27 protein-coding genes and 1 riboswitch are annotated in these 24039 nt (G+C 41.1%); of the genes, 6 read left to right on the top strand and 21 right to left on the bottom strand.

The annotated features are described in order from the left end of the window. Positions 1-221: 221 nt before the first annotated feature. Positions 222-1568, bottom strand: a complete 1347-nt coding sequence (gene ypeB, locus V6B33_RS13385) for a germination protein YpeB (protein WP_334218233.1) — start codon at positions 1566-1568, stop codon at positions 222-224. Between the two features lie 14 nt (positions 1569-1582). Beyond that, positions 1583-2380 (bottom strand): spore cortex-lytic enzyme, encoded by a 798-nt coding sequence (sleB, locus tag V6B33_RS13380; protein ID WP_334218258.1) that lies wholly within the window; start codon positions 2378-2380, stop codon positions 1583-1585. 244 nt (positions 2381-2624) lie between these two features. Here sleB and V6B33_RS13375 point away from each other — a divergent pair, with 244 nt between their 5' ends. After that, complete coding sequence (locus V6B33_RS13375; RefSeq protein ID WP_172248814.1) at positions 2625-2969, top strand: hypothetical protein; 345 nt, start codon at positions 2625-2627, stop codon at positions 2967-2969. A gap of 55 nt (positions 2970-3024) precedes the next feature. Here the strand turns inward: V6B33_RS13375 and prsW are convergent, their stop codons facing one another. Beyond that, positions 3025-3711, bottom strand: coding sequence for a glutamic-type intramembrane protease PrsW (prsW, locus tag V6B33_RS13370; RefSeq protein WP_334218232.1), 687 nt, complete (start codon positions 3709-3711; stop codon positions 3025-3027). Positions 3712-3798: 87 nt separating this feature from the next. On the opposite strand from prsW, the gene V6B33_RS13365 reads away from it, so the two are divergent. Continuing rightward, entirely contained in the window at positions 3799-4773 is a 975-nt protein-coding gene (locus tag V6B33_RS13365; protein WP_334218231.1) for an asparaginase, read from the top strand. A gap of 34 nt (positions 4774-4807) precedes the next feature. Here V6B33_RS13365 and V6B33_RS13360 read toward each other — a convergent pair whose 3' ends face one another. The 7 genes from V6B33_RS13360 to V6B33_RS13330 form a co-directional block, all read right to left on the bottom strand. After that, on the bottom strand, positions 4808-5773 hold the full coding sequence (locus tag V6B33_RS13360) for a YpdA family putative bacillithiol disulfide reductase (protein ID WP_334218230.1): 966 nt from the start codon (positions 5771-5773) through the stop codon (positions 4808-4810). Between the two features lie 276 nt (positions 5774-6049). Then, a complete protein-coding gene (locus V6B33_RS13355; protein WP_334218229.1) occupies positions 6050-7327 on the bottom strand; it encodes a Glu/Leu/Phe/Val family dehydrogenase in 1278 nt (425 codons plus the stop codon). A 255-nt stretch (positions 7328-7582) separates the two neighbouring features. Then, a complete protein-coding gene (locus V6B33_RS13350) occupies positions 7583-8170 on the bottom strand; it encodes an adaptor protein MecA (RefSeq protein ID WP_334218228.1) in 588 nt (195 codons plus the stop codon). A gap of 79 nt (positions 8171-8249) precedes the next feature. After that, positions 8250-9158: a MerR family transcriptional regulator gene (locus tag V6B33_RS13345; RefSeq protein ID WP_334218227.1), complete on the bottom strand. Its 909-nt coding sequence runs from the start codon at positions 9156-9158 to the stop codon at positions 8250-8252. Between the two features lie 98 nt (positions 9159-9256). Then, a complete protein-coding gene (locus tag V6B33_RS13340; protein ID WP_334218226.1) occupies positions 9257-10027 on the bottom strand; it encodes a metallophosphoesterase in 771 nt (256 codons plus the stop codon). Then, the gene (locus V6B33_RS13335) at positions 10020-10403 is read right to left on the bottom strand and encodes a hypothetical protein (RefSeq protein ID WP_334218225.1); all 384 of its coding nucleotides are present in this window, start codon (positions 10401-10403) and stop codon (positions 10020-10022) included. Before V6B33_RS13335 ends, V6B33_RS13340 begins: the two co-directional genes overlap by 8 nt. Positions 10404-10464: 61 nt before the next feature. Further along, the gene (locus V6B33_RS13330; protein WP_334218224.1) at positions 10465-11100 is read right to left on the bottom strand and encodes a CBS domain-containing protein; all 636 of its coding nucleotides are present in this window, start codon (positions 11098-11100) and stop codon (positions 10465-10467) included. Between the two features lie 153 nt (positions 11101-11253). Here V6B33_RS13330 and V6B33_RS13325 point away from each other — a divergent pair, with 153 nt between their 5' ends. Genes V6B33_RS13325 through V6B33_RS13315 form a run of 3 tightly spaced genes read left to right on the top strand, consistent with a single transcriptional unit; the run spans position 11254 to position 12336 of the window. After that, positions 11254-11475 carry a spore coat associated protein CotJA gene (locus tag V6B33_RS13325; protein ID WP_172248824.1) on the top strand — a complete coding sequence of 74 codons (222 nt, stop codon included), beginning with the start codon at positions 11254-11256 and terminating at the stop codon, positions 11473-11475. 3 nt (positions 11476-11478) lie between these two features. Then, entirely contained in the window at positions 11479-11739 is a 261-nt protein-coding gene (locus V6B33_RS13320; protein ID WP_334218223.1) for a spore coat protein CotJB, read from the top strand. A gap of 27 nt (positions 11740-11766) precedes the next feature. Next, positions 11767-12336 (top strand): manganese catalase family protein, encoded by a 570-nt coding sequence (locus tag V6B33_RS13315; protein WP_172248826.1) that lies wholly within the window; start codon positions 11767-11769, stop codon positions 12334-12336. 123 nt (positions 12337-12459) lie between these two features. On the opposite strand, the gene V6B33_RS13310 is transcribed toward V6B33_RS13315, so the two are convergent. The 5 genes from V6B33_RS13310 to V6B33_RS13290 all read right to left on the bottom strand — a co-directional run bounded on the left by V6B33_RS13310 (position 12460) and on the right by V6B33_RS13290 (position 16852). After that, positions 12460-12915: a DUF2663 family protein gene (locus V6B33_RS13310; RefSeq protein ID WP_334218222.1), complete on the bottom strand. Its 456-nt coding sequence runs from the start codon at positions 12913-12915 to the stop codon at positions 12460-12462. A 122-nt stretch (positions 12916-13037) separates the two neighbouring features. Next, positions 13038-13745, bottom strand: coding sequence for a LysM peptidoglycan-binding domain-containing protein (locus V6B33_RS13305; protein ID WP_334218221.1), 708 nt, complete (start codon positions 13743-13745; stop codon positions 13038-13040). Continuing rightward, a complete protein-coding gene (locus V6B33_RS13300) occupies positions 13723-14343 on the bottom strand; it encodes a CPBP family intramembrane glutamic endopeptidase (RefSeq protein WP_334218220.1) in 621 nt (206 codons plus the stop codon). Before V6B33_RS13300 ends, V6B33_RS13305 begins: the two co-directional genes overlap by 23 nt. Before the next feature lie 3 nt (positions 14344-14346). Continuing rightward, the gene (locus tag V6B33_RS13295; RefSeq protein WP_334218219.1) at positions 14347-15810 is read right to left on the bottom strand and encodes a RecQ family ATP-dependent DNA helicase; all 1464 of its coding nucleotides are present in this window, start codon (positions 15808-15810) and stop codon (positions 14347-14349) included. After that, positions 15788-16852: a helix-turn-helix domain-containing protein gene (locus V6B33_RS13290; RefSeq protein WP_334218218.1), complete on the bottom strand. Its 1065-nt coding sequence runs from the start codon at positions 16850-16852 to the stop codon at positions 15788-15790. The genes V6B33_RS13295 and V6B33_RS13290 overlap by 23 nt, the downstream gene beginning before the upstream one ends. Positions 16853-17073: 221 nt before the next feature. On the opposite strand from V6B33_RS13290, the gene V6B33_RS13285 reads away from it, so the two are divergent. Then, positions 17074-17322 carry a ferredoxin gene (locus tag V6B33_RS13285; protein ID WP_048005917.1) on the top strand — a complete coding sequence of 83 codons (249 nt, stop codon included), beginning with the start codon at positions 17074-17076 and terminating at the stop codon, positions 17320-17322. A gap of 124 nt (positions 17323-17446) precedes the next feature. Here the strand turns inward: V6B33_RS13285 and V6B33_RS13280 are convergent, their stop codons facing one another. The 6 genes from V6B33_RS13280 to V6B33_RS13255 all read right to left on the bottom strand — a co-directional run bounded on the left by V6B33_RS13280 (position 17447) and on the right by V6B33_RS13255 (position 23990). After that, on the bottom strand, positions 17447-18016 hold the full coding sequence (locus V6B33_RS13280; protein ID WP_334218217.1) for an ECF transporter S component: 570 nt from the start codon (positions 18014-18016) through the stop codon (positions 17447-17449). A 155-nt stretch (positions 18017-18171) separates the two neighbouring features. Continuing rightward, positions 18172-18308: riboswitch (FMN riboswitch) on the bottom strand. Positions 18309-18383: 75 nt separating this feature from the next. Next, entirely contained in the window at positions 18384-19304 is a 921-nt protein-coding gene (locus tag V6B33_RS13275; RefSeq protein WP_334218216.1) for a peptidoglycan DD-metalloendopeptidase family protein, read from the bottom strand. A 223-nt stretch (positions 19305-19527) separates the two neighbouring features. Beyond that, a complete protein-coding gene (locus V6B33_RS13270) occupies positions 19528-20757 on the bottom strand; it encodes a GerMN domain-containing protein (RefSeq protein ID WP_334218215.1) in 1230 nt (409 codons plus the stop codon). After that, a complete protein-coding gene (sigX, locus tag V6B33_RS13265; protein WP_334218214.1) occupies positions 20729-21283 on the bottom strand; it encodes an RNA polymerase sigma factor SigX in 555 nt (184 codons plus the stop codon). Before sigX ends, V6B33_RS13270 begins: the two co-directional genes overlap by 29 nt. A gap of 224 nt (positions 21284-21507) precedes the next feature. Next, entirely contained in the window at positions 21508-23277 is a 1770-nt protein-coding gene (locus V6B33_RS13260; RefSeq protein ID WP_334218213.1) for an ATP-binding protein, read from the bottom strand. After that, a complete protein-coding gene (locus V6B33_RS13255) occupies positions 23274-23990 on the bottom strand; it encodes a response regulator transcription factor (protein WP_334218212.1) in 717 nt (238 codons plus the stop codon). The genes V6B33_RS13260 and V6B33_RS13255 overlap by 4 nt, the downstream gene beginning before the upstream one ends. Positions 23991-24039 lie beyond the last annotated feature (49 nt).

Here is a 24039-nt window from a genome sequence, read left to right as displayed (position 1 = left end):
GGTCTCACTTGTCTAGCTGCAGGGCTTAGAGGCACATGTCATAAGCTACTTTTCCCGCAGGAGTCTTCGTCTTGCACTCCAATCAACCGCTCGAACAAGCTATATACTAAATGGTCATTTGAGCAAGCTAATAAAAAACCCGAACTCACTTGAACTTAGAGTTCAAGTGAGTTCGGGTTTTTTTCAGACTAAAACACTTTTGTCCCAGCCTCTCTATTTGTTTATACGACCTCTTCATAGATCGGTTCAGCATTTTTCAGTTTTTCAACTTTCTCTTCTTCACCAGTATTAGCGTTGATGAAAATTCTATAGGTGTCATTTCCAAGCATCCCCAGGAATTCATAACAAAGGACTTCTTCATTCAGATCATTTACGATGATTGCCAACCTTTCTTCCATCACTTTCAAGTTAGGGTTGGTTTCTTTTTTCGCATCCTCTAAAGCCATGCCTGGTTCAGCTATTTCACGGTCATGGTTATTTCTCAAATATTCTTCAGCAGCAAATCCTATTATCTGACCGTTATCGAGTGCGACTTTGATTTTGATTGCATCAGGGTAGATTCTCACACCATCAAGAACGGTCACATATGTGAATACTCCCATTTTATCGTATTGGACACTTTCAAATAACTCCAGTTTCTCAAATTTATTTTCTTTAAGGAACTGTGTTGCTTTTTCCGCTGCTTTGTTCAAACTGATATTGCTTTCTTTCACTTCCCGGTTATTGATATACCAAATTGGATAACCGCCTTTTTGAGTAACGTCCATACTTGCTTCAGTATTGCCATTCCCAATGGAAACGCTGTAAAATTTGAAATCGGACCCTTTTCCGCTACTCGCCACTTTGGCATCCTTCGATTCGTCAATTCCAGAATACTTTCTCAATATCGCGACAGCTTCCTTCTTGGAAATCTGTTCGCCTTTCAGTTTTTTAAAATTCTCGTCTCTTTTTTGGCTGTTGACAAATGTTGTTGAACCAAAACTCGCTTCGTCATAGCCAGTGACGTTTTTCTCCACCGTTTTAAAACCGTCAATGATTGTGTTGTCCGCATTTTCTTTACCAGATGCAAGCGCCATCTCCACATCCATCCAGCGAAGATTATTTTTGATGACCAAATGCTGCACCCTTCTTAATTCCTTTTGAATATCCGCGCTTTGCTTGTATAGCGTTTCAAGTGAACTGTATTCTTTATCCGTCAAAGGCTTATCGTCCAGATCCCTTACTGCTACACGATAACTGAAATCTCCGATATTACTCAGAAATTCTTCTGTTTTATTAAATGGAAGCAGAGTTAATGGCAATTGCCCGACATCACTGTGTGCCTGTGATGTAAGCCGCCAGACGTCAGCCAGTGCGGGTGATAATGAACGCTTTGAATTCATCGCAAGCGTTGTGCCTATTTTATCGTGAAGAAGGTCCATTTGATAAGTCAGTTCATGAAATGCCCGCTGATAGTTGTTCTCTGCGTTTATCAGGATCGCGTTCTTCTCCTGATGTTCCTGATATCCCCAAAATGCCGTTCCGGCAACTCCGATCACGAGTACAGCTATTAATATAGTACGTACCAATTTCCTTCACCTCTTTAATTACAGAATATATGTTTCCCGATCTGTTTAATCTGTGGTCTAGACCAGATCCAATCACTTGTAGCCGTTACCGGATTGAAATAGTACAGGGCATTTGAAGATGGATCCCAGCCATTGATCGCATCAAGTACAGCTTCTCTTGCTTTTTCATTTGGTGTCAGGTAAATCTGTCCGTCAGCTACGGCTGTGAAGGCTCCCGGTTCAAAGATCACTCCTGCTGCAGTGTTAGGGAACGAGGGACTATCGATTCGGTTTAGAATGACAGCCGCAACAGCCACCTGGCCTTCATAAGGTTCTCCCCTTGCTTCACCGTAAACGGCATTTGCCATGATTTGAATATCATTTTGTGAATACCCATTTGGCGTATTTGCAGCTGTCGGTTTCTGAGGTGCAGGTTTATCTTGCTTTGCCGGCTGTCCTCCCCCGCCGCCTGTTCCTTTCTGCTGATTCAGGTCTGTTCCCCCGTAGTGGCTGAATTTTTTTCCTTTTTGAATCTGCTCCTTAACAAATTGCTCATTATACTTCGACGCTTTCACTAATTTTTCTTTTGTCTCCGACCCGGCCAATCCATCAATCGGCAGCCCGAACTCATACTGGAAGTTTCTTAGAGCCCAATAGGTCCCCCAGCCAAAAACTCCATCTATCTTTCCGTTGTAGTAGCCAATATACTGCAGCCTCGATTGAAGTTCGATTACATCTTCACCGGTGGCTCCATGTTGAATGACTTGATTGGAAAAAGCGTCTGCCTTCTCCCCTTCTGATGAAATCATCATAAAGGAACAAACAAGCACCATGACAACGGATGTACAAAACCATTTGATGCGACTATTCATAATGCTTTAACCTCCATATCTTCAATTAACATTAAATCTAGTTTTTGTAGAGGCGACCATTTTATACAAGTTGAAAAATAAAAATCACCAAAGCTGACTGATTAACTTTGATAAGACAATGTAATGTTTCAGAAAAAGGGGTGTAAACAACCTTCGTTATAATGAGATGAGGACCAATCAAGTCTTTTACAAAGGGGAGACACTCATGGAGGATTATTTAGCAAAATCATTGGATGAATGGAAAGAAGATATTTCAGAGGTCTTGGATCAAATCAATACTGATTATGATGAAGTAAAGAAGGAACTTAAAGTATATTCGTATAAATACGGGATTACGAAACAGGTGATTCAATCGACTGTGAATGAGGAAATCATTGAAAACATCCGTGAAATGTATCATAAACCGTTTGAAGAAAAATACAGTGAACTAAAAGAGTACATAAGAGAGCTGGATGAAAAAAGAAAGGTATTCCAGATGTTTGTGAATAAAATTGATGAAGTAAAACGGAAAGAAGCTCCCAAAACGGATTTGGCAGCTGCTTATAAATAATATCCCGCCCTAAAAGCCGTCCCACCAGAGGACGGCTTTTCAATAGGTATCTATCCTACAGTATCTCTTTCTTCAACTCTGCAGCAGAATATTTATTGGCTGTTAAACGGTGGGCATGTTTGACTTTCTTTAATCCAAGCCACCATAAGAAAAGCATGAATGGAACCATATAATAGATCCAATTCTTCTCTGATAAAAAGATATAATTATAAGTTCCATGTAAGACAAGCGGTATCACTACGGATATGAGAAGCCACTTATGCCGCTGATCCCGGATGGAAAACTTTGCTTTACCAAGGTAATATCCCATCAAAACACCGAACAGTGCATGACTTGATACTGGCATCAATGCTCTTCCAAATGCATATTCCACCCCATTGGAAACAAGGAATAAAATATTTTCAACCGTGGCAAACCCAAGAGAAACACTTGCACCGTATATTATGCCATCATATGGATCATTAAAGTGATAATGCTGAAATATGGCGACCATAAGAATGAACCACTTGAAAAATTCTTCTAATAATCCCGAAGATACATATGCATTCAACCAGTTAGAAGTGACAATTCCCTCTACTTTCAATACATACTGAAGAAACATGATTGGAAAGGTAATCAAGACACCATATATAAAGGTTTTAAAGACTAATGCAATCGGTTCGGTTTCATATTCATCGCGTAAATAAAAATAACTCAAAAGAGCTAATCCTGGTGCTATACCCGCTGATAAAATCACCAGCATATAAATGTCCTCTTTTCTTTCAGTTTCCTTAATCGTATCATGATAAAGTAGGATTGAAAATAAGAAAATCCCAGGAGGAATGATGCAATGAAAAAAAACGTACTGGTCATACATACCGGAGGAACCATCTCAATGATGGAAGACAAGGATACGGGAGCTGTAACACCGGGGAAAGAAAACCCCTTGTCCGTACAAACATCAATGGTGTCAAGCTTAGCGGAAGTTCAAGTCATTGAAGCATTCCACCTTCCTTCACCCCATATCACAACTGAACATATGCATAGAATCAAGCGTCTGATCGAAGAAGAATATGATAAGCGTCCATTTGACGGAGTTGTCATTACTCATGGAACGGATACCCTTGAGGAGACTGCATATTTTCTTGATCTGACAATTACTCTTCCTGTTTCAATCGTAGTAACCGGGGCCATGCGGTCCAGTAATGAAATTGGAGCAGATGGACTTTATAACCTGATTTCTTCGGTGAGGGTCGCAGCTGAACCTCAGTCAAATAATAAAGGTGTGCTGGTAGTATTGAATGATGAAATCCATTCAGCTAAGAATGTAACAAAAACGCATACAAGTAATGTATCCACCTTCCAGAGTCCTCAATATGGACCAATTGGAATTGTGACCAAACGAGGGATTCTGTATCACCATCAGCCGACTTCATCCGAGAGCTACAAAGTCTGTGATGTGACGAAACGAGTAACACTCATAAAAGCTTACGCCGGGATGGATTCCAGTTTATTGTACGCGATCAAAGAGCTTCAATATGACGGGGTCGTCATTGAAGCTCTTGGCCAGGGAAATCTTCCCCCGGAAGCTGTGCCGGGTGTCTGCGGACTTCTGGATCATAACATTCCTGTTGTTCTCGTATCGAGATGTTTTAATGGCATCGCTCAGGATGTATATGGATACGCCGGCGGAGGAAAACAATTAAAAGAAAAAGGAGTCATCTTCTCAAACGGGTTGAACGGCCAGAAAGCACGCATCAAATTAATGGTAGCACTGTCTCAAACGACAAATTTTCAAGAGCTTGAGCGTATTTTTAAAAATTAGGACATATAAAAAGAGCCCTCATCGGGGCTCTTTCTTACTTTCTTTTTTCCAGGATTGATCTTGCAATCAGTCCTCCGTGATGCCGGCCGTTTTCAATGAAAATTTCGTTCGCATTATTCCCGGCAGCAATCACTCCGGCTACAAATACCCCTTCGATATTTGTTTCCATCGTATCAGGATCGAAGGCTGGCCTTCCAGTTTCTTCGTCAATGTTTATTCCGATATTGGTTAGAAGACGATGATCCGGATGATATCCCGTCATGGCAAACACAAAATCATTCTTTATTTCTTTCAGTTCACCTTCTGCAGCAAAAAGTACTGTTCGATCCCTGACTTCTTCAAGGTGTGCATTGAAAACCATCTGAACTTCCCCATTGCGGACGAGTGCATCGAAATTTGGCAGGATCCAAGGCTTCACGCTTTTCGAGTATTCACTTCCCCGGTAAAGAACCGTCACTCTTGCTCCTGCTTTATTTAACTCCAATGCTGCATCCACTGCTGAATTTTTCCCGCCGATGACGACGACATCTGTATCAAAGAAAGGATGGGCTTCCTTGAAATAATGAAAGACTTTCTCATTGTCTTCACCTGGAATGCCCATATAATTCGGGTTATCATAATAACCTGTCGCGATGATGACGTTCTCCGCCAAGTATGTTTCTTTTGTAGTGGAAATAATGAACCCTTCTTCTTGTTTATCGACTTTATTCACCATTTCAAAGCGATTGATCCTGACATCTTTTCGCTTCGCCACTTCACGATAATACACAAGGGCTTGGTTGCGCCGGGGTTTATGTTCTTCGATTACAAACGGTACATCGCCGATTTCCAGCTTTTCACTGGAAGAGAAGAAGGTTTGATGCGTAGGATAATTGTATATCGCGTTCACTATATTACCCTTTTCGATGATTAAAGGATCGATCCCCATGTCTTTAAGGTGAATCGCAGCCGATAAACCACACGGTCCTCCGCCGACGATGATGCATGCTTCATTTCTCAACTTCAGGCACTCCTTCACATTGCATTGTATCTTTGACTGTTAATGACCGCTGCCCGATTCCGTGCAACAGTGGAACATAAATAGTAAGAATTAAATCAATTAAAAATCGCATTTGTTCTTTTTATTAATAATACAATCTCCCTGATTATTATGGAGTATTTTTTTTCATTGGTCAAAGCAACTGTACTATATTGTTTAATGAAATCGAAGTGTAACAGCAATTAATACATCAAAAAAGGATGGGAATCCCCATCCTCATTGATCTTAATAATTAAATTAAATCCAGCCTCTGAAGCGGCATGCTTCGGCCATTTTCCTTACACCGACCATGTACGCAGCAAGTCTCATGTCCACGCGTCTGGTCTGGGAGGTATCATACACATTGTTGAATGAATTGACCAGGATCTTCTCGAGCTTTTCTTCTACTTCTTCTTCCGTCCAATAATAACCCTGGTTGTTTTGGACCCATTCAAAGTAAGAAACTGTAACTCCCCCTGAAGATGCAAGGACGTCGGGGACGAGCAGGATTCCTCTTTCAGTCAGGATCTTCGTCGCATCCAATGTAGTTGGCCCGTTGGCCGCTTCTACTACGATGCTTGCCCTGATGTTATGTGCATTTTTTTCAGTGATTTGATTTTCAATCGCAGCAGGAACCAGTATATCGCAATCAAGTTCAAGCAATTCCTGATTCGTGATTGTATTATTGAATAACTTGGTCACTGTACCGAAGCTGTCTCTCCGGTCGAGCAGATAATCGATATCCAATCCGTCTTCATCATGCAGACCGCCATACGCATCTGATATACCAATGACCTTGGCACCTGCATCATGCATGAATTTAGCAAGGAAGCTTCCTGCATTTCCGAACCCCTGCACAACGACACGTGCTCCTTGGATATTGATACCTTTTTTCTTAGCTGCTTCATGGATGCAAATCGTCACACCTTTTGCTGTAGCCGTTTCCCTTCCATGAGAACCGCCAAGGACGAGCGGCTTGCCTGTAATGAAACCAGGTGAATTGTATTCATCTATCCTGCTATACTCATCCATCATCCAGGCCATGATCTGGGAATTAGTGAAAACATCCGGGGCGGGGATGTCCTTTGATGGACCGACAATCTGGCTGATCGCTCTGACATATCCCCTGCTCAGGCGTTCGAGTTCTCTGAATGACATATCGCGGGGATCACAGATGATACCGCCCTTTCCTCCGCCGTATGGGAGATCGACAATCCCGCATTTGAGACTCATCCAGATCGAAAGGGCTTTCACTTCTTTCTCCGTTACATTGGGATGGAAGCGGATACCGCCTTTCGTTGGACCTACGGCGTCATTATGCTGAGCGCGATAGCCGGTGAATACCTTTACTTTTCCATCGTCCATTCTTACAGGTATTTTAACCGTCAGCATTCTTACAGGTTCTTTTAATAATTCATATACTTCTTCGGGATAACCTAATTTATCCAGTGCGAGATGAATAACCGTTTGTGTGGATTTCAGTACATCATTTTTTTCAGATGCTTGGTGATTTTCTTCCTTCTTCTCGGCTGACATGTATGTAAACCTCCCAGAATCGTTCACTGTTTATACGGATCCTTGTCCGCTTTCATGACATAGTATACACGTTTGATTTCATCTTGCAAAGATAGAAAATCAAAAATCAACAACTTTTTTGAAAACGCTGTCATTTTCTGAAAATAGCTTGAAGGCTTTCCGTTCATTTCCCATTAAACTGATTGAGACAGCCTGCATCTAATAAAAACACCTTTAGGTATGCAGAACCTAAAAGTGATAGGAAAGTGGCGATGATCAAAAATATTGTTTCATTTTTTCCATTGTATTCTTGAGAATGATCACGTGACCATATTCGAGCATCATGTATTTTGTTTGATTCGATAAACTACCATATTCAAGCACAATTGACTCTACCAGGTTATGCTGATTTCCCTGTATGTTCTCAAAAAGCAGGTAATACTTTTCCTCATAGTGAAAAAAGCTGATCTCAAGGGAGGCAGACTGGATTTTAACAGTAGATTTAAGTCTTGTCAGGACCTCGATGATTTCTTCTATATCATTGAAATGGAACAATAGATCTTTATCAATGATGGGGTGAAACAGTTCGATACTGCCTTCAACATCTGAATAGTCTTCGTCGTCCAGTTCCAGCGTCAGGATCATACAAATTTCCTGTTCATCGAATGATTCGATCTCTACTGTGATTTCCATCTGTGCATCAATCCCGAACTTTCCTTGTACTTCGTCGAGCATATCTTCAAACAGATCATGCCACATTAATGAATCTTTCCACTGTTCCTGCTCAAACAAGCCTTTTTGTTCAAGCTCTTCTACACTTATGGAAAATTTGATTTTATTATCGGAAATTCGCTCTAGTCTCATTTGCGTGCCCCCTATGAGTGTGACGACTTACCACCATACTATGTAGAGGGCACAAAACAGTGCATAGACCATAGACACTTTATAATTTACTTTTTAACCATTCTCCCCACTCAGCCTTGGTCCTTCCTACAATATGCTGTTTGAAATCCAGCTCCTTATCTTGGGGTAAATGATCGATTGCAAACCCTCCCATTCCAATCTCCAGATCTTCATGCTTCTCATTCAGAGAAGTAACAAGCGATAACAAACTGCTGAGATTCTCCTTCATTGTACATGAGAAGAACAGGAACTTAGGGTTCACTTCCTCTAATACCACATCGATATCATTTTCCTTAATACTTGATCCAAGGTAAATGACTTCAAATCCTTTTCTGCGTACAAACAAAGTAAAGATCAACAAGCCCAATTCATGCCATTCCCCCGGGCCGCAAACGGCCACTACCTTAGGCAGAATACCGTTGTGGGGAAAAGAATGCATGATGCTCCCGATACGGGAACGAAGAATGGAGCTTGCAAAATGTTCATGAGCAGTGGTAATCTTGTCCCTTTCCCACAGGTCTCCTATCTGCAGAAGCAAGCTGCCGAGAATATCGATTACCACTTTGTCTATTGTATATATAGAGAATGACTTATTGATCAGCTCATGTGCTTTGAATTCATCGAAACTGAGCAGGGCTTTAAGCAGTTCATCAGATATACTTTGTGTCCTGTCCAGATCCCGGGTCTCGGTGACATCATTTTCTTCCAGCTCCTGCTTGTCCAATAATGCAACAGCCTGGCTGATGGTGAATCCCTGTTTCACTTTTGAAACGAGCCATTTCAAAATATTCAGGTGCTTTTCAGTGTAGAGTCTGTGCCCTGAATCATTCCTGACAGGGGCAATGATATTATACCGCCTCTCCCATGCTCTCAAGGTCCCTGACTGTATCCCCAGTATGGTTGAAACAGCTTTTATATTATATTTACCGTTTGTATCTTGATCGTTCATCAAAATCCCCCATGCTCATCTTTTTCCATATGTTCTTTTAAATTATAGTAGAGAATTCTTTAAGTGTAAAAATTGTACAGTAAATGAATAGGTTTTGTTCACTCAGTATCCCTTTTTAACGTGATAAGATGCGTTTCTGCTGGAGCACCTAACCTGAGCGGGATGGCTGTAGTTCCATATCCATTGCTGACCAGTAAAGTGGTCTGAGGAAGTTGCTCGACTCTTCCTTTCTTATAGAGACCCCAGCCAAGTATCCTAATCTGACCGCCATGGGTGTGTCCGCTTAACATCAGGTCGATTCCATCTTCTGTTCTCACCTGTTTTACCAGCCGTGGATCGTGGCTTAATAAGATATTGAACCCGGATGGATCTACTTTTGAGAGGGCCTCAGGCAGAACCGCCCTCTGAGTGCTTGCATCATCTACTCCTATTAAATAAACGGCTTCTCCATCTAATTCAAGCCTGACGGAATCATTAACGATTTCCCGGACCCCTTTTTTGGCAAATAGTTTCTTCAGGTCATCTGTATTCACTTCATGATCATTATTGCCCCATATAAAATAAACAGACCCGATGACCGAAAGCTTTTCCAGATTCTCCTCCACTTTTGAGAGCGGAACTGCTTTTTCCATTAAATCACCGCCTATGACGACGATATCCGCCTTTTTTCGGACTTGTTCAATCATTTCAGATGAAAGCGTACGTTTATGGATATCGGAAATAAAAAAAATCGTCAATGTAACACCTATAGGAAAATGAGAAAATGTAAACAAATGTGTCTTTACTTCGTTCCTTCGGGCTTCATAAAACATAAAAAGGAGAAGAGACCCTCCCCCTATCAATAAAAAACTTATAAAAAATTCAAGCATGATGGCCTCCTTGCCGACGCAAATCTAAAGAAATAATACCATAAAAGACCGCTAAGAAGGAAAAAAACAAGGTTTCCCACAGGCCAAAGATCGTCAGTCCATATATCATGCATGCGTGAATCGGGACGATTAACAGTTCCCTATGTACGTTCCCTTTGAATAACCGTAACACATAGAATATTTCGAACTTCAATAAATTACCCTGCACGATGAATCCAAAAATAAAGACGATCGATGCAGCAAAAAATTCAACCGGATGCAAGACCAGCTCCACAATTACGTCCGATGCATGATGTATTTTTACGTCCGGGAACCATTTGATAAATAAATAACCCAATAGAAATGTACCAGTCAGCCTGACAGCATAATGCATCAAAAAAATCCCTCCCATAAATCATATGAGAAGGATTTTTTTTCATACTGTCATTTTATGATGATTATTCCTCTTCATGAATGTCGAGGATCCTGAAGCCTGATTTCTCCAATTTAGTGATGAATTTATCTATATTATCTTTCTTCTCGATCTTAAGGACAATTCTCCTTAAGAGTTTATCTGTGGCGTCAAATGTGACGAGAGAAATAACCGATTCGGAATACTGCTGGATGATATCGCCCAGTCTTGCAATTCTGCCTTCTGTTTCAACGGATGTAAAGGCAATCCTCACACCTTTGCGCTCCATTCCGAATGCGCTCTTGAATTGGTCGAGCACATCGTACCTAGTGATCAACCCGAGAAATTTTTTATTTTCATCTATGACAGATAAGATGGGAAAGTCCTGCAGTTCGACCAATGTATCTTCAAATACATTACTCTCTATCAAGAACTTATCTTGATGGATGGCAATATCGGTCGCCCTTGTTTCTTTAAGAAATTTCTCCCGTTCCATACCTGATAAGAAATAACTCTCATAAATATTGTAGCGGCTGACGACCCCTACATATTTATCATTTGATAATACTGGCAGCCCATCGATTTTATGGTGTTCCAGTACTTCCAATGTTTTTTCGATTGAGTCATTTTCATTCACAACATAGCATTTGTGTTTTGGAATCATTGCATTTTTTACGAACAATTGAACCACCTCTTCATTAATATCCTATGATGTATGTATTCAACATTTAAAACTCATATCCCTTCTTTCCTCATGCTTAAAATTTATTAACATGTTCTCTTGCATTCATACATATCTTTGTTACGAAGGATTTTCTAATCAGGAGGGATTTTTGTGCATGAATTCTACAGAAGCTGGCACCCGTATGTGAGCCCGTTCGATCCATGTAAGCCTATAACGACAAAGGTTTACTCTACACCTCCTAACCTTTTTCTAGGGTTTCAGCCGCCTAACCTTGAGCAGTTTTCGCCTAAAGAAGCTTTGCATAAGGGGACTTTATGGAAAGTATTTTATGATCCCTACTACAGCCCCTATGAAAAAATGAAGGGAGAATAAATCATGAAGCAGCTTCCTGCACATTATTACGAAATGTTGGAGGAGTTACAAGCAGTTGACTTCGTTGTCCTCGAACTCGCACTGTATCTGGACACCCACCCGGATGATCACGATGCAATTTCTCAATACAATATGTATGTGAAAACAAGGAAACAAATCAAGAAGAAATTCGAAAAAGAATTCGGTCCGCTGACCAACTTTGGCTACAGCTATTCAAATTATCCCTGGGACTGGAAAGATGCACCCTGGCCATGGCAGGTTTAAGAAACGGTAAAGGAGGAATCCAATCATATGTGGGCATATGAGAAAAAACTACAGTACCCGGTTAGAGTCAGTACATGCAATCCGACACTGGCGAAATACCTCGTCGAACAATACGGAGGTGCAGATGGGGAGTTGGCTGCCGCCTTGCGTTACTTGAATCAGCGGTATACGATCCCTGACAAGGTCATCGGGCTTCTTACCGATATTGGTACAGAAGAATTCGCCCATTTGGAAATGATCGCCACCATGATTTATAAATTGACAAAGGACGCTACTCCCGAAATGATGAAGGAAGCTGGATTAGATGCGCATTATGCAAATCACGACAGTGCCCTTTTCTATCACAACGCTGCAGGTGTCCCGTGGACAGCTGCCTATATTCAGGCAAAAGGGGATCCCATTGCCGATATCTATGAAGATATTGCTGCAGAAGAAAAAGCCAGGGCAACCTATCAGTGGATTATCAACCTGAGTGATGATCCTGATTTGAATGATGGGCTGAGATATTTGCGGGAACGTGAAATCGTTCATTCCCAACGCTTTAGGGAGGCTGCGGAAATACTTAAGGATGAACAGGGCAAAAAGCGTTTTTTCTGAAAACCCGGACGTTTGGTGCAGTATTCCCAAACGTCTTTTATTTATTTGGCCGCCTCTGGGCAAGCCGCCTCCGCTTTTGGGTTCATCCAGCTCCGGCGACTAGAGGCTCCTCCGCTTTTGGGTTCACTTACTTCCATGATAAAGGTTGATGTCGAAGCGGCTTTTCATTTTATCGAATACCTGGTGCCGCTTTTTCCAAGCATCTTCTTTCCAGAGATCTTTGCTTCGGTCTATGATTTCCTTTCTCAGGTCCTGATACTCTTTTTCTTTTTTTACCCTGATTTGATGGAGGACTTTCGCCGCACCGAAAAGTCCCGCAAGGAACAGTGTGATAAATAGGTGCATCGAGTCCGATACATAGACTGAAAACATTGCTCCAAAAGAATATGAATATGGCTCCAATACAGCCTTTGATAAATAATAAAGGAAGCCGAATGCTGTAAAGAAGGATATCCATAGAATTGATACATGCCATTTTTTTGCCCTGTCAAATTTTTGTTTTCTTTCAACCAGGTTATTCAGCATTTGTTTTGTTGCCGGATCTGTCCATTCTTCAAATTCACGGATAAATTCATGCATGCCCGTCCACTCCCCTCCATTCATTCTATGAACTCGTCCATCCCCGTAGAATCCTTTATTCAAAAATACAGCAGCTCTGCCTTTCACCTCAAAAAAGCCCCGCCAAAATGGCGAGGCTGCAATTAATTGGATAGCGGTATCTTCAGGATTTGTCCGGATTGGATTTCATTGGTTGGAAGATTATTTGCATTCTTGATCTTTTCGATTCCATCCTGTGAGTGATAATATTTCATTGCAATCCGGAAAATCGTCTCCTGTGGCTGCACTGTATGATGGATGATTTCAAGGCTTGAATCTTGCACTGGTTTTGAATCTGCAGGTTCAGGATTTTTTTCCTCTTTTTCCGTTTTTTCCACTTCCGCAGCTTTTGCCGCAGGGAGCTTAGTCTCCTCCGCATTATTCACTTCCTTATGTTCCGACTGATCTATATCCGCATCCTCACCTGACACAGGTTCTTCAGTTCCTTCCTTAGTACGCTCAGCCTCGGCATTTTCCTCTGAAGTGACTGTATCCTCTTCTTCTCCGTTTCGGTCATACTGAACTTCTTCTACTTCATTATTCTCTTCCGACATGACAACTAAAGGTTCATTACGGCTATCAAAATATGAATATATACTAAAAACTGTTAAAGGCATTAAAATAAAAAATAAAAGCAATAGACTGATTAATGGGTATTTCAGTTTCACTTTGTTTTTTTTCTTTTTTTCATGATGAAGTTCACTTCTTGGCGGCAGGGGTTCCCTCTTCTTAGGAGCTGGCGGTTCCTCTTGAACCCGTTCAATTTTCTGTTTTAATTTATCTGCTTGATCACGATATGGGTCTTTGTTCATGAGACATCCCTTCTTTACTTGCTTGACTTGCCTTATGACGCATATACAAACCTAATAAAAAATCGATTGTAAAGTGCAACATAATCGTGACCATTACATTTTCGGTCACTTCATAAATCATGCCGATCCAAAAACTCAATGCAACTATATTCATGATAAGAAACCAATGAGCCCAATACCTGAAATGAATGAGCGCAAAAATGATGCTGGATAGAATCAACCCAAGATGGAATTGTATCACACCCCTGAACAAAATTTCTTCACTGACCGCAATGACAGCTGCCAAGAGCGCAATCTCCGCTGTACTTCTATCTGAAAAGATTCTCTCATTCACGCCGCCGTCATCGTAATATCCAGCCGGAAGGTATTTCATCAATATGAGATCCAGGACAACGATAATCAGACCGAAAGTAAGACCAATCGTCCAAATGGAGGATGTCCAACGGAACTGACTTCCAAATGTGGACCAATCTTCAAATAAGAATATACCTAATAAAAGGGCAATCGTTAATAGTACTATTTGAGTAAAAAACAAATGAAAGGTCAGTTGTCTTTTAGTGAGCTGTTTTATGATCTCGCCTTGATTCTTCATTGCCATCACTTATCCCATTAAAATTTTTTCTAATCGTTGTTCCCAATTCATATCCACTGTGCAGCATGCCTCTTTCTCCGGCTGAACAGAAAGGAATTCGGAAACCTTGGATCCGCATAAATCACAGCAATGATCAGGGCGTTCTGTCAATGCTTCATCGAAATATTTCAGGAGAGCTTCCCTCCTGCATGTATGTTCCTTCAGAAACCCCACCATGGAAAGGAGCTTTTCTTTCTTATAGGAAATCCGTTCATCACGTAACTGTTTAATTTCATGTGACAATCGAGAAGGATCATGTGATCGTCCGTCGTTCACATAATGCATCAGAAATCGATATTGGATATCCGAGAGTTGTAAAAAGGACATCAACTCATCTTCATGTTTCGTTCGATATAAAGTCAGAAAACCTTCTATTTGATAATCAAAAGGAAGCTCTCCTTCGATAAGCTGCAAGGGCAGTGATAAATCTTGTTCTGTGTAAAGTACAATCGCAGCACTTTCTTTACCATCTCTTCCCGCTCTTCCGATTTCCTGCAGGTACGCCTCCACACTTGAAGAGAAATGAAAATGTATGACAAAACGGATATTCTCTTTATTTACCCCCATTCCAAAAGCGGAGGTGGCACAAATCACCCGTAATTTATTCGTTAAGAATTGCTGCTGAATAAGAATCCGATCCTCCTGCTCCATACCACCATGATAATGGGTGACATCTTCTATCCCTTTTTCCCGTAGAAAGGCGGCCATTTCTTCAGCAAGCCTTCTGCTTGAAAAGTAAATAATGCCAGGTCCCTCCAAGGACGCTGTATATTCAAGAAGCTTTTTTACTTTATCCTGATGAGAATCCATTCCTTCAACATAAAATGCAATATTTCTCCGGTCTATAGAGTAAATGACTTCTGCAGTGTTTTCGAGCAGCAGCACTCTTTTAATATCTTCCCTGACTTCCATTGTGGCTGTTGCAGTCAATGCAAGGGTGACAGGATTTCCAAGCATTTTCCTTATTTCACCCAACTTCAAATAATCTGGTCTGAAATCTGGCCCCCACTGGGAGATGCAGTGAGCTTCATCAACGACAAACATTGATACATCCAATAACTCCAGAGCATGAAGAATATCAGGATTACTCAGCATCTCAGGTGATATGAAGATGAATTTATAGATATGTAATTCTTCCAGTGCACGCTTCTTTTCAGGGAATGGCAAGAATGAATTAATGGCAATGACATTCTTCTCTCCGCTCACCTTCATCTGATCCACTTGATCCTGCATCAAGGAAAGAAGCGGTGAAACGATGACCACCTTTCCCTTGAGCAAATATCCAGATAACTGGAAACAAAGGGATTTCCCCGTGCCTGTAGGAAGCATCGCCAAGGTATCCCGGCCGCTCATTACAGATTCAATCACTTCTCTTTGCCCCCGCCTGAATGATGAGTAGCCAAACCTCCGTTTAAGCTCTAGCTTTAGATCCATTTTTTTCACCAGCCTTTGCAATCGCGATTCTGATTTGAAAGTATGATAAATGAGGAAGTCTGTCTTTTATCGGTTTCAATCTCTTGGTACCCAGTTCCTCGATTACTGAAGCAGCAGCATGAAGTTCTTCTGGGGTAATGAAGCAGTCTGTATTGAAATGATTCAGTGTTAAGATGATTTCGACAAAATGATCCTCTATCGTATTTACCTTAAGTTTTCTGATCTTTGATATTTCCCTGATCGTATGGCCCTGCCTGTAGAGCCCGAAGGTTTGGGCCGTCGAGATCGTCAAGTTTCCCTGCTTCTCGCCAACAGTACTTATTGAAGTTAAAATAGGAAATCCTTCCGTATCCTGATCTACTTTCATCAATATTCCATGAAGTAAGTCAAGAAATCTAAACCGATATTCCTCGACATGAAGGTGTAATTTTTCGGCTGTCTGCAATTCAGTCAATCCATAATCCCTGCAGCCAGTTAATCGAAAAACAAGAAGGGAAGGATCTTCTTCCAATTCGCTCAACATCTTTTGCAGCTCCCTGAACAAGGCAAATGACAACCTGTCTCTTTCTGGCGTTTCCCTAAGGAAGTGCTTGATCCATTTCTGTATACTGCTGCCGCGCTGGACAGGAAAATAAGACGTTTCTTTATCATTATGGTTAGAAAGAACTTGTACGAGTAAATTAATCCTTCTCCAAAACACATTTGCTCGATCACCATATTTCAACCCATCCATATGCTTCGGAAAAAAAGTGGCAGGCTCAGTCTGCATGTATGTGTCTATCCCTTTTTCCGTCACCACTGCTTTAAACTCTTCATTCAGTTTGATGAAATTTCCCGCTTTTAATTGGTCCACCTTTTTGTTGAAGAAATCACGGGAAAGATTGGGAAGCGAAAGAAAAAAAGAGTTCAGTTGAAACAAATGTGCATCCTGTATAGACTGAGAAGACTTTTTCCCTTTAAGGATATGATAAACAGAGTAAATAGAACGTTCACCATTTAACTGCCTTAAACAATATACTATTACATAGTCAAGATACGTCATGGTATTTCTCCTCTGTTTGCAGGTTATTGTCAAATATTGTACCATGAATTTCATCCTTATCGATGTTTTGTTTTTAACAGTTAGGATAAATATAATAAATACAGTCTAACTATTGAAATGTTTAACATTCCTCTATAAAATATAAATTAGGTTATTTTTCTAAATAATTTTATGTATAATGAATGTTTAATTATATAGAATTTTCTCAGGAGGTTTTTTCGTTGCCAAAATATACAATCGTTGACAAAGATACATGTATTGCATGTGGTGCCTGTGGAGCTGCAGCTCCGGACATTTATGACTATGATGATGAAGGGATTGCATTTGTGACCCTTGATGATAACCAGGGGACTGTCGAGGTACCGGATGTTCTTGAAGATGACATGGTCGATGCATTTGAAGGCTGTCCGACAGATTCAATAAAAGTTGCAGATGAACCATTTGACGGGGACGCCCTTAAATTTGAATAGTCACGGTTTAAAAAGCGGCCAATCTCTGCCGCTTTTTTTTTTGTTAAACACCCCGTTTCACTCTGGTTATCAATAGAAAAAGCTCTGTCGGCAATAGCTGACAGAGCTTTCTTTATAATCAATCTTATGCCGCTCTTTTTACAGTGACCTGTTTGGAGAGCCAGCCCTGAAGTCGAATGAATAATAATAAGAATACTATCGTTACCAAAGCACCTTTGAGGATGTTAAAAGGCACAATTCCCGTAATGATGATTCCTGCTGGCAGTTCGAAATTCATGAAATACTTGTATGCAGGAAGCAGGACGAAATAATTGAGAATCCCCAGTGCGATGCTCATTACGACAGTCCCTGTGATCAGGCCCGCCAGTAATCCTTTTTTAGATTGATACCGGGAATAAACGAAATAAGTCGGCAGAATCAAGAATACACCTGCTGCAAAGTTTGCGAAATGCCCGATTGGAACACCCGTATCACTTCCAGTCATGACATAGTCGATGATATTTTTGAACAGTTCAACAAGAATGCCTGCAATCGGCCCTAGAGTAATGGTGGCAATCAGTGCTGGAACATCGCTGAAATCAACCATCAAAAATTTAGGGAATGGCGGAATTGGGAAGTTAAACAGCATTAATACATACGAAATGGCACTTAACATACCAACCGTTACAAATGTGCGTGTTGTCATTTTTTTCATTTTGCTTCTCTCCTTTTGGAGATTCATCTCTCTTCGAAGATCGTTCAGCCAAAGCAGCACCAAAAAAACTCCCAGATCAAAAAGTATCCCGGAGTTTGAAAAGGCGTACCCAAATAAACGTTCAGCTTCCCATTTCTAAACGTTCTGGCTAAAACCTTCATCTTCTCCCATCCAGACTGTACTGTCGGCTTTGGAATCGCACCAAATCCTGCCATTAAAGGCTCGCGGGCTTAGAAACCACAAGGGTCCCATCACCGCCGGTAGGGAATTTCACCCTGCCCCGAAGACGAATCTTATTTTTTTATACATTATCATTATACATAAAAACATAATCATTGGGAAGAAAAACATTTCGAATTCGAGGTAATCAACTTCCCTTCTTTATGATCAGCTTTTGGTGTGGATGAATGACATCAGTCATGGTAAGACCATTAAGGACCAGCAATTGTGTCAGATCGACATAATGACTTTTAGCAATTGAATGAAGCGTGTCCCCGTTCTTTACAATATACAAATAATCATTGGATTGGACAGGGATGACCAGTTGTTGATGTACTTTAACATGCGAAGAATCCAAATCATTTTCCTTTTTCAATTCCTCAACAGTCTTTCCATACTGTTTTGAAATGCCCCATAATGTTTCATTCTTTTTTACAGTATGTATGAAGCGTGACTCCGTTACATTTTCCTTGATATCGTTTGTCTCCTGGTCTGGAACCTTTTCCAGGTTCACCGATACGTCCATTGTCTGATATGGATCATGTTCTTTGGCAAAGACAAGCTGACCGATTTCCCCTTCGCCAAATAGTTCAAAGGGATTCACTGCATTCAATTTGTCCAGGGTCCATTTTCCTTTATGAACCTCAAAATGCAAATGGGCACCAGTGGAACGTCCTGTATTTCCTACACTTCCGATCCTCTCTCCCTGTGCTACACGCTGATTCTCCAATACTCCTCGATCATTCAAGTGTGCATACACAGTTTCATATCCATTGTCATGAATGATGAAAACAACATGTCCATAACTCTCCGAAAAATACGATTTACTCACGATTCCACCTGCAGCTGCGTAAACCGGGGAACCGATATCCCCTCCGATATCCACTCCTTTATGATGGCCCGAACGAGTACCGTAAAGATCCGTTATGACTCCTTCCACAGGGAAGACCCACTTACTGCCTGTCTCATTTGCCATGGCCTTTACTTCCCTACCCGTAAGGAACATAATACTCACACAAAGTCCCAATAAGATCACGATCAAAAACCTTCTGGCATAATCTAAAAGCATGCTTGTCCTCCTAACACTTTTTAAAACGTTTAAAATCAAAAAAAGGATACTCAAAAATGTATGTAGTACTTTCCGAAAATATGAATTGTGAAAAATTCCCTTATGGTAGTTTGCCTTGAATGATGCGAATTATACACAAGGATGGATGTTCTTTATGGGGGAAGCTTCATCAAAAAAACGACCGGATGGAATCAAACCTCCCATCTCAGTCGTTCATTGCACGCTATTCTATATCTTTTTTATTCGGACTTAAAGGCGTTTGCACCGGCTTTGTAAAAGAAAAACCATTCCATTGTGCCGGTTCGACGTTATGAAACTGCACTTGCTCAAAACCTGAACTTTTGGCTGTGAGGAGGATCCCTTCTATCATTTCCTGAGCAGCCTGAAAATTCATTGAATTGAGATCCACTTTATCACTAAATGAAATATTGACGATATTCTCCTCTTCTTTCACGCTCATTGAAAGATCTTTGGGTATGACACTTTTATAAAGGTCCGATTGTGTTTTTTTCATAGCATTTATCGATTGTTTTACATTTTCCCTGTTTATCGAATCCGGTACGAGATACCTGTCCCGGCCGTTAGGCGAATATAAATAAAACGAATGATGTAATGTCTGATCAAGCGGGATGGAAGATAACGCTCCGAGGTGGCCGAACTCAGGTGAGCTTCCATCTTGATTTTGCAGCTTGATTTCCTTGATATTTTTATCTTCAAAAGAATACAGGAGAGATTGATAAAAATTATACTCGTTTGCATTGCTTCCACTGTAAGGGTGATTATCCTCCAATGTCAGCAATACTTCATCCTTATTATCACTAAGGGATAAATCTCCCTTTATCGGCAGATAATCCTGAAACCCCCATTCCGATTCAGGTATCTGCTTTGAAATGGTTTCATAATGCTCTACCCAGCTCTGACTATCATCCGTAGATGTGATGACTGATACCGGAACCGGCACTGCATCATCCGAAACAAGTCCATAGGTATAGTACTCTTTCGCAGCGACATCTTCCTCGTATATAGACAGCCTTTCATGGGGTGAATTTTCAGGAGCTTTGATTTCCCTGTCTCCTTGATCATTATCTTCAGCCATTTTAAGCTGATTCTCTTCTTCTGGAGCTTTTAATATTTCCGCACTTGAGTCATTTGCGGAAGAATCTTTCTCGACTTTCTTATCTCCACCGGCAGAATCTGTGGAATGAGCCCCTTCCATTGCACTTTCTTCAGTCGATTGACTCATCTGTGAAATAAGGGCAGGAGACAGCAAAACGACAATGAACAGTGCAGCAATGGTCACAAGCACAGGAATGTATCGTCTGAAACTGCTCCTGGTCTTCTTGTTATTTTTCACCTTGGTATATATATAAGAAGGATGACGTTTATCTTTTATTTTCGGCAGCTGCTTCATCATCTCTTCAATGTCATGATCGTTCCATTCTGATTTCCTCAATATCTTCCCCCTCCTTCCCTAGCCGCTGATTCATCTCGACTTTAAGCCACTTTAATGCTCTATGTTGAGTTGTCTTCACTTTGCTCTCCGTCCAGTCCAGTATTTCCGCTGTTTCCTTGATGGAAAGTTCCTGAAGGTACCGCATGATGATCACCATCCGATAGTCGGTCGTACAGGGCTTCAGGCATTCATATAACATCTTGATTTCTTCATTGGCGACAACGATTTCTTCTGGCGGCACATCGTTGGACGACAACTCATCCCGGTTCCAGTCGAATTTGTCTAATAAGCGATTCTTCCAATTCTTCTGTTTCCTATAATGGTCGATCGCCACATTCTTCGCAATGGAAAACAACCATGTTTTCTCAGAGCTTTTCCCTTCAAAGTTCTGATGTGATTTAAGAACCCTTATATATACTTCCTGTACCAGATCTTCTGCAAGCTGCCGATTGTGAACCATGTAGATCAGAAAGTTAAAGACATCCTGGTGATAGTTAGAATATAATTCGTCAAAAACGGAGTCCATTTTATACCTCCCCGTCAACTGATTAGTCGATTATTTATTAAAAATGTTACACGGTGGAAAAGTTTTTCTGTATTAATCCGGACATTCATCTAAAAAAGCCAACAGTATTCCCTGCTGTTCGAGGTGTCTACTGTTGGCTTTTCAGGATAAAAATTGTTCCCCATGTAACAAGATTTATCGTCACATTTCTTCAAATTCCTTATTGGGCAGTGTTTTTCATCGATTTATGACTGAAAAGGAAGAAAGAAAGTGAATGTTGTCCCCTGATCAATTTTACTGTGGACCTGTATATGTCCACTGTGCGCTTCAATAATATTCTTAGCAATCGCCAAGCCGAGACCGGTGCCTGATTTCCCTCTGGTCCTTGCCTTGTCCGCCTTATAAAAGCGTTCAAAGACGAAAGGCAGATCTTCTTCCGGAATGCCCGATCCTGTATCTTTTACGTTAAATAAAAATCCACCATTTTCTTCCGTTAATGAAATGGTCACCGTTCCATCTTGAGGAGTGTGCCTCACTGCATTGTCAATGAGATTCGTTAATACCTGCTCAATCCTGTCAGGGTCCATCGCCATTTCCATTTGTGAATTCACATTGCTTTCAAAATAAATAGAGACGCTGTTTTCCCTTGCAATCCCAAGGAATTTATTCGTCACTCTTTCCGTAAACGGCATGATCGGAACAGACTCTTTATTTAACATGATATGTCCCGCTTCCATCCTTGCAAGATCGAGAAGGTCATTTACCAGGCGTCCCATCCTCAGGGATTCATCATAGATGATCCTTGCAATTTCCTTCTTTTCTTCTTCCGATTCTGCGATATCATCCACAATCGCTTCACTATATCCCTGCAGCATGGAAATAGGGGTGCGGAGTTCATGGGATACATTAGCTATAAAGTCCTTTCGAAGCTTATCCAGCCTTCTTTCTTCCGTCATATCACGCACCACCACAACCGCACCCCTGATGGTATTGTTGTTGTATAGCGGACTGACGATTACAACATAAGACCTTCCCTGAAGAGTGATTTCCCCTGTCTGTTCCGTCTCCGTGACCACTACATTCTGAAGTAGTTCCTTAACCGATGTCGGTATAGGTTCATCACTTTTGTCACTTTTTTCGTAATACCACTGCTGAAGGAACCGATCTGCCGGTGGGTTGGTAATCAGTATCGTCCCATCCCGGTTGAACGTAATAACACCGTCAGCCATACTGCTCAGAATGCTTGAAAGCTGTTCTTTCTCCTGGCTCAATGCATTGATATGAAACTTAAGCTGTCTCCCCATCTGATTGAACCCGGTAGCAAGTTCCCCTATTTCATCTTTCGTCAGGATCGGCACCTTCGTATCGAACTTCCCTTTTGCCACCTCAAACGCTGCTTCCCTCATTTTTCTTAGCGGGGCTGTAATTCTGGTTGAAAGGAAGAAGGCAAAAATCGTCGTCAGGATGATCGCAATCCCTGCAGCAAGAAGGATTAATTTTGTCGTCTGCCTGGTAGTATCTTTAATCACGCCAAGTGACTGATATAAATAGACAGCTCCATCACCTTCTTCAATATGCAGCGGAGTTCCGACCACGATGATATTTTCATATCTGTTGGACGATGAATCAGCAGACAATTCGAATTCTTTTATTAACGTCTTTTCTGCATTGACTCTCTGCAGATAGTGATCGTTCATAATTAATTGGTGGATTTCCCGGTGACTTCCTTTTGAATCATGTGAATACACGGTTTTGTTGTCGTCGAGCACAATAAGGATATTGACCGGCTCGTCAATGATTTCCTTTCCAAGCTCCATGCCTAAGTCCAGGTCTTCATGGTTTTCAACGACCCTTGCCACTTTTTCTGCTGTATTCGTTAATTCATTTTTGACTTCGTCCACATGGTAGTTTTGAAAAAACTCCAGCAGTAAAATCGTCAAAATAAAGAGGACAAATGAGACCAGCAATAAGATGGTGACCCATAGTTTTCCTACTACACTGCGCCAAAGTCTCATTCATTCGTAACCTCGAACTTATATCCCACTCCCCAGACTGTGACGATCATTTTTGCAGCCATTTCAGATACTTTATTCAGCTTCTCTCTTAACCGTTTCACATGGGTGTCTACAGTCCGCAAGTCCCCAAAAAACTCATAATGCCATACTTCTTTAAGCAGGTGTTCGCGATCGAAAACTTTATCCGGAGCTTTCGCAAGGAAGTAAAGAAGTTCATATTCTTTCGGGGTCAAGTTAACATCCACTCCATCGGCCGTTACTCGATGAGCATCGTTATCGATCGTCAGATGAGGATATACAATCAGATCTTTCGCCTTTGCTTCTGTTTGTATGTAATTTGATTTCGAAGAACGTCTAAGCAGCGCTTTCACTCTCAACACCACTTCCCTTGGCGAAAATGGTTTTACGATATAATCGTCTGTCCCTACCTCAAATCCTTGCACCCTGTTTACTTCTTCACCTTTTGCCGTAAGCATAATAACAGGGGTGGATTTTGTCTCACGGAGATGTTTGCACACTTCGATTCCATCCATACCCGGCATCATAATATCCAGCAGTATACAATCATATTCGTTTTCTAATGCTTTTTCTAAAGCTTCTTCACCGTTTTCTGCTTCATCGATGAAATAATTTTCTCTTTCCAGATACATCTTCAGTAATCGCCGGATGCGGTCTTCATCATCTACAATCAAAATGCGAATGCTTTCTTCCACGGGTAAGTCCCCCTTTTATGTACTAGTATCATTACCTTTATTGTAATTG

Origin of the sequence: Mangrovibacillus sp. Mu-81 (assembly GCF_036867415.1) — a bacterium.
Taxonomy (GTDB): Bacteria; Bacillota; Bacilli; order Bacillales; family Bacillaceae_B; genus Rossellomorea.
This window is presented reverse-complemented; position numbering and strand designations above follow the sequence as displayed.

Coding starts and splice junctions, on each gene's coding strand:
- sleB (WP_334218258.1), bottom strand. CDS start 2,380: ATGGTGCTTGTTTGTTCCTTTATGATGATTTCATCAGAAGGGGAGAAG.
- V6B33_RS13375 (WP_172248814.1), top strand. CDS start 2,625: ATGGAGGATTATTTAGCAAAATCATTGGATGAATGGAAAGAAGATATT.
- prsW (WP_334218232.1), bottom strand. CDS start 3,711: ATGCTGGTGATTTTATCAGCGGGTATAGCACCAGGATTAGCTCTTTTG.
- V6B33_RS13365 (WP_334218231.1), top strand. CDS start 3,799: ATGAAAAAAAACGTACTGGTCATACATACCGGAGGAACCATCTCAATG.
- V6B33_RS13355 (WP_334218229.1), bottom strand. CDS start 7,327: ATGTCAGCCGAGAAGAAGGAAGAAAATCACCAAGCATCTGAAAAAAAT.
- V6B33_RS13350 (WP_334218228.1), bottom strand. CDS start 8,170: ATGAGACTAGAGCGAATTTCCGATAATAAAATCAAATTTTCCATAAGT.
- V6B33_RS13345 (WP_334218227.1), bottom strand. CDS start 9,158: ATGAACGATCAAGATACAAACGGTAAATATAATATAAAAGCTGTTTCA.
- V6B33_RS13340 (WP_334218226.1), bottom strand. CDS start 10,027: ATGCTTGAATTTTTTATAAGTTTTTTATTGATAGGGGGAGGGTCTCTT.
- V6B33_RS13320 (WP_334218223.1), top strand. CDS start 11,479: ATGAAGCAGCTTCCTGCACATTATTACGAAATGTTGGAGGAGTTACAA.
- V6B33_RS13315 (WP_172248826.1), top strand. CDS start 11,767: ATGTGGGCATATGAGAAAAAACTACAGTACCCGGTTAGAGTCAGTACA.
- V6B33_RS13310 (WP_334218222.1), bottom strand. CDS start 12,915: ATGCATGAATTTATCCGTGAATTTGAAGAATGGACAGATCCGGCAACA.
- V6B33_RS13305 (WP_334218221.1), bottom strand. CDS start 13,745: ATGAACAAAGACCCATATCGTGATCAAGCAGATAAATTAAAACAGAAA.
- V6B33_RS13300 (WP_334218220.1), bottom strand. CDS start 14,343: ATGGCAATGAAGAATCAAGGCGAGATCATAAAACAGCTCACTAAAAGA.
- V6B33_RS13295 (WP_334218219.1), bottom strand. CDS start 15,810: ATGGATCTAAAGCTAGAGCTTAAACGGAGGTTTGGCTACTCATCATTC.
- V6B33_RS13290 (WP_334218218.1), bottom strand. CDS start 16,852: ATGACGTATCTTGACTATGTAATAGTATATTGTTTAAGGCAGTTAAAT.
- V6B33_RS13280 (WP_334218217.1), bottom strand. CDS start 18,016: ATGAAAAAAATGACAACACGCACATTTGTAACGGTTGGTATGTTAAGT.
- V6B33_RS13275 (WP_334218216.1), bottom strand. CDS start 19,304: ATGCTTTTAGATTATGCCAGAAGGTTTTTGATCGTGATCTTATTGGGA.
- sigX (WP_334218214.1), bottom strand. CDS start 21,283: ATGGACTCCGTTTTTGACGAATTATATTCTAACTATCACCAGGATGTC.
- V6B33_RS13260 (WP_334218213.1), bottom strand. CDS start 23,277: ATGAGACTTTGGCGCAGTGTAGTAGGAAAACTATGGGTCACCATCTTA.